Origin of the sequence: Haloferax sp. AB510 (assembly GCF_024136985.1) — an archaeon.
Taxonomy (GTDB): domain Archaea; phylum Halobacteriota; class Halobacteria; order Halobacteriales; family Haloferacaceae; genus Haloferax.
Window position 1 is genome coordinate 1 of sequence record NZ_JAMYJY010000212.1, and the last position, 1,262, is coordinate 1,262.

At 54.3% G+C, this 1,262-nt stretch carries 1 protein-coding gene; it reads right to left on the bottom strand.

The annotated features are described in order from the left end of the window. The coding region (locus NKF06_RS20600) for a transposase (protein WP_253246462.1) at positions 1-1,121 on the bottom strand (1,121 nt) is incomplete at its 3' end. Between the last annotated feature and the right edge of the window lie 141 nt (positions 1,122-1,262).

Below are 1,262 nucleotides of genomic sequence, written 5' to 3' on the forward strand. Positions count from 1 at the left end.
TTCTCCGCCCCGTTGCAATCCGCGTTTCCGACCAACCCACACGACTGACAGACGTACAACCCACGATGTTTCCGGTTCCCTTTCGTGTCGTCTCCACACCGTGAACACGTCTTCGAGGTGTTCCACTCGTTCTCTTTCAGCACCTCAACCCCACGTATCTCGCCTTTGTATTCGAGGTACTGGTAGATACGGTCGAACGCCCATGTGTGGAGTTTCTTGTTGCCGGTCTTGCCCCAGTCAGACTCTCGAACGTCTTCAGGCCAGCTCACTGCAAGCGTACCAACACCGCGCTCAACACACTCCGTGATGATGGTGTCCGTCAGTGTGTGGTAGAAGTGTGACTCACGGTCAGCCAGTTTTTGACGTGCCCACATCGACTTCTCAGACGGGCCGTTCTCACCCTCGGTATCGTACTCTGCTCGCGTGAAGTAGTGCTTATCTTGCTTGAGCGAGTTGCCGGGGTACAGGGCGTATTCATTGGGGAACGCGACCGTGGCGATGTTCTTGATGCCAAGGTCGATTCCTGCCACCTTGTCGCCTGCTGAGTCGTTGGTTTCGAGACTGACTTTGCAAACGAAGTGCAGTTCCCATTCGTCTCCGTTCCAGACGGCACGAACGTTCTGCACCGAGTTGACTTCTGAAAGGTCAACGTCGGGGCGAGTCTGGTACTCGCAGAGTAGGAAGTCTGACCAGTGTTCTTTGAGGTTCGAGCCTTTCGAGAGTCGAACCCGATTGTTCTCGGGGTCGTGTTTGAACCCGTCTGCTTTGAACGTGACCGTGGAACGCGGTCGTTTGTCGCCGTGTTTTCGGTAGCCGGGCGGATTCGCCTTCGAGTCTTTGCGTCGCAGGTCGAACCATGACTGGAAAGCGTCAGAAAGTTCTTCGATGACTTTCTGACTGGATTGTGCGTTCAAGTCTTTCCAGCACGCTTGGTTCTTCATGTACGATTTGAGCGAACCTTCGTTTGGGATTTTGCCAACCTCGTCCCACACGCGGTCTGCTGTCCATCGTGCGACGTTCCAGATTTTCGAGGCAGAATCTCCGAGCGAGTCGAGGCCATCGCAGACCTGTTGGTGGTTCTGGATGGAACCAACGTAGGTGCGAGTGACCTGAATCGCCATACATAGCCTATGTAGGAATATTTACTTAATCCTACGGATTGGCGTGGAATATCCAGCCTGCCATCGACGGTGGACTGCGTAGGAAGTGCCGGGTTCACTCCCGCCGTAAACGGCGAAATTCTCTCCTCGAAGAAAGATAGA